We start from the raw sequence: 6,770 nt of genomic DNA, 5'->3' as shown, positions 1-6,770 counted from the left end.
ATCGCAGCCACCAAGGGTGCGCGTGCGGCTATCGAAGCAGCTGGCGGCAAGTTCGAGGAATAAATGGCTAAGCAAGGTGCTCTCTCTTCGCTCGGTAAGGGCGGGATGTCGGAACTCTGGGCTCGTCTGCGCTTTCTGTTCATGGCGATCATCGTCTATCGGATAGGTGCGCATATCCCGGTTCCCGGCATCAATCCGGACCGTCTGGCGGATCTGTTTCGGCAGAATGAGGGGACCATTCTTAGCTTGTTCAACATGTTTTCCGGTGGCGCGCTTGAGCGCATGAGCATCTTTGCATTGGGGATCATGCCGTACATTTCGGCATCGATCATCATGCAGCTGATGACCGCGGTCAGCCCGCAACTGGAGCAGTTGAAGAAGGAAGGTGAAGCTGGCCGTCGCAAGATCAGCCAGTACACCCGCTACGGCACCGTTATCCTGGCGCTGGTTCAAGCCATTGGCATGTCCATTGGCCTGGCCAACCAGGGCGTGGCGTTTTCTGTAGGCCTCGGCTTCCATGTCGTTGCCGTCTCCACCTTCGTGGCAGGCGCAATGTTCATGATGTGGCTGGGCGAGCAGATCACCGAGCGCGGTGTGGGCAACGGTATCTCGATGTTGATTTTCGCAGGTATCGTTGCCGGTCTTCCGAGAGCAATCGGGCAGTCTTTCGAGTCTGCACGCACGGGTGATATCAACATTTTCGCCCTGGTCGCTATCGGTTTGCTGGCAGTAGCGATCATCGGTTTCGTGGTGTTCATCGAGCGTGGTCAGCGGCGTATTGCCGTTCATTACGCCAAGCGCCAGCAGGGCCGCAAGGTCTTCGCTGCGCAGACCAGCCACTTGCCGCTGAAGGTGAACATGGCGGGGGTTATCCCGGCCATCTTCGCGAGCAGCATCTTGCTGTTCCCGGCTTCGCTGGGTGCCTGGTTCGGTCAGTCCGAAGGTATGGGCTGGCTGCAGGACATCTCGCAGTCGATCGCTCCTGGTCAGCCGTTGAACATTCTGCTGTTTAGTGCAGGGATCATTTTCTTCTGCTTCTTCTACACAGCATTGATGTTCAATCCGAAAGACGTAGCGGAAAACCTGAAGAAGTCCGGTGCCTTTATTCCGGGTATCCGTCCTGGTGAGCAGTCGGCGCGCTACATTGATGGCGTTCTGACTCGTCTGACCATGTTCGGTGCTCTTTACATGATGGCCGTCTGCCTTCTGCCCCAGTTCCTGGTGGTGGCAGCAAATGTGCCGTTCTACCTTGGCGGGACCTCGTTGCTGATTGTGGTAGTGGTTGTGATGGACTTCATGTCCCAAGTACAATCGCACCTCGTTTCGCACCAGTACGAATCCCTGATGAAGAAAGCCAACCTGAAAGGCTACGGTGGCAGCGGTTTGCTGCGCTGATAAGCCCCTAAGGTTCGAGGAGTCGGTAATGAAAGTTCGTGCATCGGTGAAAAAGCTGTGCCGCAACTGCAAGATCATCCGTCGCGAAGGCGTCGTACGAGTGATCTGCAGCGCGGAACCGCGTCACAAACAGCGCCAAGGCTGAGTGTGATTCGCGCTTCAAACCCAGCAGCTAGTGTGCTGCTGGGTTGATTATTTGTTTCTACAGCGATATTATCTCGCGCCCTATTTCTTGGCTTCCGGGGCGTAGGTAGCTGTCAATTGGAGTCCCACTGAATGGCCCGTATTGCAGGCGTTAACATTCCAGATAACAAGCATACTGTTATCTCGCTGACCTACATCTATGGTGTCGGTCGCACTACTGCACAGAAAATCTGTGTAGATGCTGGTGTAAATCCAGCCGCTAAGATCAAGGATCTGAGCGACGAGCAAATCGAAACCCTGCGTGGCGAAGTCGCGAAGTTCACCACCGAAGGTGACCTGCGCCGTGACGTAAACATGAAGATCAAGCGCTTGATGGACCTGGGTTGCTACCGCGGCCTGCGTCATCGTAAAGGTCTGCCGGTTCGCGGTCAGCGCACCAAGACCAACGCACGCACCCGTAAGGGCCCGCGTAAGCCGATCCGCAAGTAATCGCCCAGGAATATAGACATGGCAAAACCTGCTGCTCGTCCTCGTAAAAAAGTCAAAAAGACAGTGGTTGATGGCATCGCCCACATCCACGCTTCTTTTAACAACACCATCGTGACCATCACCGACCGTCAGGGCAATGCTTTGTCCTGGGCGACCTCCGGTGGTTCGGGTTTCCGTGGTTCGCGCAAATCCACCCCGTTCGCAGCCCAGATCGCTGCTGAGCGTGCTGGTCAAGCTGCGCTGGAATACGGTCTGAAGAACCTCGACGTAAACGTCAAGGGTCCAGGTCCAGGTCGTGAGTCCGCCGTTCGTGCATTGAACAGCTGCGGCTACAAGATCGCCAGCATCACCGACGTGACGCCAATCCCGCATAACGGGTGCCGTCCGCCGAAGAAGCGTCGCGTGTAATCAGGAGACAGATAAATGGCACGTTACATTGGTCCAAAATGCAAACTGTCTCGTCGTGAAGGCACCGATCTGTTCCTGAAGAGCGGCGTTCGCGCTCTGGAATCGAAGTGCAACATCGAAGCAGCCCCAGGTATCCACGGCCAGCGCCGTGGCCGTCAGTCCGACTACGGTACCCAGCTGCGCGAGAAACAAAAAGTCCGTCGTATCTACGGTGTTCTGGAGCGTCAGTTCCGCGGTTACTACCAAGCTGCTGCCTCGAAAAAAGGCGCAACCGGTGAGAACCTGCTGCAACTGCTCGAGTGCCGTCTGGATAACGTCGTTTACCGTATGGGCTTCGGCTCGACTCGTTCCGAGTCCCGTCAGCTGGTTTCGCACAAAGCGATCAGCGTCAACGGTAAGACTGTAAACATTCCATCCTACCAAGTTCGTCCGGGTGACGTGGTCGCGGTTCGTGAGAAGTCGCTGAACCAGCTGCGCATTGTTCAAGCCCTTGAACTGTGTGCCCAGCGTGGCCGCGTTGAGTGGGTTGACGTGGATGCTGCCAAAAAGTCGGGCGTTTTCAAGAACGTTCCTGCTCGCAGCGACCTGTCTGCCGACATCAACGAAAACCTGATTGTCGAGCTCTACTCCAAGTAAGGGCTAGAAAATAGGTGCATCCATGCAGATTTCGGTAAATGAGTTCCTGACTCCCCGCCACATTGATGTGCAGGTAGTCAGTCCGACCCGCGCCAAGATCACGCTCGAGCCTCTCGAGCGTGGCTTCGGCCATACCCTGGGCAACGCGCTGCGCCGCATCCTGTTGTCCTCCATGCCTGGCTGTGCAGTAGTCGAGGCCGAGATCGATGGCGTACTCCACGAGTACTCCGCGATCGAAGGTGTACAGGAAGATGTCATTGAAATCCTGTTGAACCTGAAAGGCCTGGCTATCAAACTGCACGGTCGTGACGAAGTTACGCTGACCTTGTCGAAAAAGGGTTCGGGGGTGGTTACCGCTGCCGATATTCAGCTGGATCACGATGTCGAGATCGTCAACCCCGATCACGTAATCGCGAACCTGGCGTCGAATGGCGCCCTGAACATGAAGCTCACTGTAGCTCGTGGTCGCGGTTACGAGCCGGCCGACTCCCGTCAGACCGACGAAGACGAAAGCCGTAGCATTGGCCGTCTGCAGTTGGACGCTTCGTTCAGCCCTGTGCGTCGTATCGCCTATGTGGTCGAGAACGCACGTGTTGAACAGCGTACCAACTTGGACAAGCTGGTCATTGATCTGGAAACCAACGGCACCCTGGATCCTGAAGAGGCTATCCGCCGCGCCGCGACCATCCTGCAACAGCAGTTGGCCGCGTTCGTCGACCTCAAAGGTGACAGTGAGCCTGTCGTAGTCGAGCAGGAAGACGAGATCGATCCGATCCTGCTACGTCCGGTTGACGACCTGGAACTGACTGTACGTTCGGCCAACTGCCTGAAGGCGGAGAACATCTACTACATCGGCGACCTGATTCAGCGTACCGAAGTAGAGCTGTTGAAGACTCCTAACCTTGGCAAGAAGTCCCTGACTGAAATCAAGGACGTCCTGGCCTCTCGTGGTCTGTCTCTCGGCATGCGCCTCGACAACTGGCCGCCTGCAAGTCTTAAGAAGGACGACAAGGCGACCGCCTGATCGTCGTAATCACCGAACTTAGTGTTTGGTAAGGAATGAATCATGCGTCATCGTAAAAGTGGACGTCACCTGAGCCGCACCAGCTCTCACCGCAAGGCTATGTTCCAGAACATGGCAGTGTCGTTGATCGAGCACGAGCTGATCAAAACCACCCTGCCGAAAGCCAAGGAACTGCGTCGCGTTGCCGAGCCGCTGATCACCCTGGCCAAGGAAGACAGCGTTGCCAACCGTCGTCTGGCTTTCGACCGTACCCGTTCGAAGTCCGCTGTTGGTAAACTGTTCAACGATCTGGGCAAGCGCTACGCCACCCGTCAGGGCGGCTACCTGCGCATCCTGAAGTGCGGTTTCCGCGCTGGCGACAACGCGCCAATGGCGTACGTCGAGCTGGTTGATCGTCCAGTCGGTGGTGCTGTAGAAGCTGCCGAGTAAGACGTTTTGTCTGCTACAAAGAACCGGGCCTAGTGCCCGGTTTTTTGTATTTCAGGTTATTAAAACTATCTATCACATCCAGTAATTCAATAAATTTCCAGGTGGGGCCAATTCTGCTGATAATCCTCTCAAGCCGATAAACAGGCATTTGAGACTGATCGAGGAGAGCCCATGAGCAAAACGCTTACTACCGCCAGCGGTGCACCTGTAGCGGATAACCAGAATTCCCGTACCGCAGGTCAACGCGGTCCACTGCTGCTCGATGACTTCCACCTGATCGAGAAGCTGGCGCATTTCAACCGCGAAAACATCCCTGAGCGACGTGTGCATGCCAAAGGCTCTGGTGCCTACGGTACGTTCACGGTGACGCGCGACATTACTCACCTCACCAGTGCGAAACTGTTTGAGCAAATTGGCAAGCAGACCGAAACGTTTCTGCGATTTTCCACGGTAGGTGGGGAGCGTGGCTCGGCCGACACAGAGCGTGACCCACGAGGGTTTGCGGTCAAGTTCTATACGGAAGAAGGCAACTGGGACATCGTCGGCAATAACACGCCGGTGTTCTTCATCCGTGATCCACTGAAGTTTCCAGACTTCATTCACACGCAAAAACGCCATCCTCAGACCAATCTGAAGAATGCCCAGATGATGTGGGACTTCTGGTCTCATTCGCCGGAAGCGCTGCACCAGGTCACGATCTTGTTTTCGGACCGCGGTATCCCCGACGGTTATCGGCATATGCACGGCTTCGGCAGCCATACCTACAGCTTGATCAGCGCCGACGGTCAGCGTACGTGGGTCAAATGGCACTTCAAGACCCAGCAGGGCATCAAGAACCTGGCGCCTGCTGAAGCTGCGCGTCTGGCCGGCACCGATCCGGATTACGCCCAGCGCGACCTGTACGAGGCCATCGAGCGTGGCGACCATCCGCGCTGGACGGTGTGCATTCAGGTCATGGCTGAAGCAGAGACCGCGAACCGTTCCGAAAATCCGTTCGACGTGACCAAGACCTGGTCGCAGAAAGATTACCCGCTGATCGAAGTGGGTGTACTGGAGCTCAACCGCAACCCACTGAACTACTTCGCCGAAGTCGAGCAGGCTGCATTCGGTCCGAGCAACATGGTGCCTGGGGTGGGGCTGTCACCTGATCGCATGCTGCAAGGCCGCGTGTTCGCCTATGCCGATGCGCACCGCTATCGGGTAGGCACCAACCATCAGCAATTGCCGGTGAATGCCCCCCGGTGTGCTGTCAACAGCTACCAGCGTGATGGCTCGATGGCGCTGGGTACCTACGGTGGGGCACCCAATTATGAGCCCAACAGCTACGCGGATGCTCCCAAGCAATCGCCGCGTCATGGTGAGCCTGGGCTTGCGCTGAATGGTTTGGCCGACCGGTATGATCATCGCGAGGACACCGATTACTTCAGCCACGCGGGCGCCCTGTTCCGGCTGATGAGCCAGGCGCAGCAGGAGCTACTGGTCAACAACATTGCGGGGGCCATGTCCGGAGTTACCGACGATGTCATCCAGCGTCAATTGCAATACTTCTTCAAAGCCGATCCCGCTTACGGGGCAGGTGTCGCAAAGGCGCTTGGGATGAATATCGCCTAAGTCGAAGTGATAAGAATAACCGCCCTCATTTGGGCGGTTTTTCAATGAATATCACTACCGTTTGCCCGATTTTTTCCAGTGAGTCGCGCGGTTTTCAGTGACCAAGCGCACAATGTGGTTCACACTATGCGGCATACACGCTTTCACATGGAGAACCCCGGCGATGCAAGGCCACCCAGACGTCATCAATTACCTCGTCATGCTGCTGAAGGGCGAACTGGCTGCACGTGACCAGTACTTCATTCACTCGCGCATGTACGAAGACTGGGGCCTGACCAAGCTCTACGAGCGCATCAACCATGAGATGGAAGAAGAGGCGCAGCACGCTGACGCTTTGATGCGCCGCATTCTCATGCTCGAGGGCACCCCGGACATGCGTGCGGACGATCTCGAAGTGGGAACCACTGTCCCTGAAATGATCAAAGCGGATTTGAAGCTCGAATACAAAGTGCGAGCGGCGCTTTGCAAGGGGATCGAGTTGTGCGAACTGCACAAGGATTATGTGAGCCGTGACATTCTGCGCGCGCAATTGGCCGATACCGAGGAAGATCACACCTATTGGCTCGAGAAGCAGCAAGGCTTGATCAAGGCGATCGGTCTGCAGAATTACCTGCAATCACAGATGTAATGCTTC

Annotated in this window: 9 protein-coding genes; all 9 read left to right on the top strand. The window is 56.1% G+C overall.

From position 1 onward, the window contains the following. The first annotated feature begins 63 nt into the window (after nucleotides 1–63). The 9 genes from secY to bfr all read left to right on the top strand — a co-directional run bounded on the left by secY (nucleotide 64) and on the right by bfr (nucleotide 6,764). Nucleotides 64–1,395 carry a preprotein translocase subunit SecY gene (secY, locus tag B2Y33_RS11545; protein ID WP_003257108.1) on the top strand — a complete coding sequence of 444 codons (1,332 nt, stop codon included), beginning with the start codon at nucleotides 64–66 and terminating at the stop codon, nucleotides 1,393–1,395. A 28-nt stretch (nucleotides 1,396–1,423) separates the two neighbouring features. Continuing rightward, on the top strand, nucleotides 1,424–1,540 hold the full coding sequence (gene rpmJ / locus B2Y33_RS11540; RefSeq protein ID WP_002555468.1) for a 50S ribosomal protein L36: 117 nt from the start codon (nucleotides 1,424–1,426) through the stop codon (nucleotides 1,538–1,540). Between the two features lie 131 nt (nucleotides 1,541–1,671). After that, nucleotides 1,672–2,028 (top strand): 30S ribosomal protein S13, encoded by a 357-nt coding sequence (rpsM, locus tag B2Y33_RS11535; RefSeq protein WP_009681976.1) that lies wholly within the window; start codon nucleotides 1,672–1,674, stop codon nucleotides 2,026–2,028. 18 nt (nucleotides 2,029–2,046) lie between these two features. Further along, the gene (rpsK, locus tag B2Y33_RS11530) at nucleotides 2,047–2,436 is read left to right on the top strand and encodes a 30S ribosomal protein S11 (protein ID WP_003255454.1); all 390 of its coding nucleotides are present in this window, start codon (nucleotides 2,047–2,049) and stop codon (nucleotides 2,434–2,436) included. Nucleotides 2,437–2,451: 15 nt separating this feature from the next. Continuing rightward, nucleotides 2,452–3,072, top strand: a complete 621-nt coding sequence (gene rpsD / locus B2Y33_RS11525) for a 30S ribosomal protein S4 (protein ID WP_003257114.1) — start codon at nucleotides 2,452–2,454, stop codon at nucleotides 3,070–3,072. A gap of 22 nt (nucleotides 3,073–3,094) precedes the next feature. Continuing rightward, nucleotides 3,095–4,096, top strand: a complete 1,002-nt coding sequence (locus B2Y33_RS11520; protein ID WP_003255452.1) for a DNA-directed RNA polymerase subunit alpha — start codon at nucleotides 3,095–3,097, stop codon at nucleotides 4,094–4,096. A 42-nt stretch (nucleotides 4,097–4,138) separates the two neighbouring features. Further along, a complete protein-coding gene (gene rplQ / locus B2Y33_RS11515; protein ID WP_003255451.1) occupies nucleotides 4,139–4,525 on the top strand; it encodes a 50S ribosomal protein L17 in 387 nt (128 codons plus the stop codon). Between the two features lie 171 nt (nucleotides 4,526–4,696). After that, nucleotides 4,697–6,136: a catalase gene (locus B2Y33_RS11510; protein ID WP_206405818.1), complete on the top strand. Its 1,440-nt coding sequence runs from the start codon at nucleotides 4,697–4,699 to the stop codon at nucleotides 6,134–6,136. Between the two features lie 163 nt (nucleotides 6,137–6,299). Continuing rightward, entirely contained in the window at nucleotides 6,300–6,764 is a 465-nt protein-coding gene (gene bfr, locus B2Y33_RS11505; RefSeq protein ID WP_206405817.1) for a bacterioferritin, read from the top strand. Nucleotides 6,765–6,770: the final 6 nt, after the last annotated feature.

The sequence above is a fragment of the Pseudomonas sp. UBA5666 genome, from assembly GCF_002420785.1.
GTDB classification, from domain to species: domain Bacteria; phylum Pseudomonadota; class Gammaproteobacteria; order Pseudomonadales; family Pseudomonadaceae; genus Aquipseudomonas; species Aquipseudomonas fulva.
Note: the sequence above shows the minus strand (reverse complement) of the source record. Positions and strands in the feature narration are given on the sequence as shown.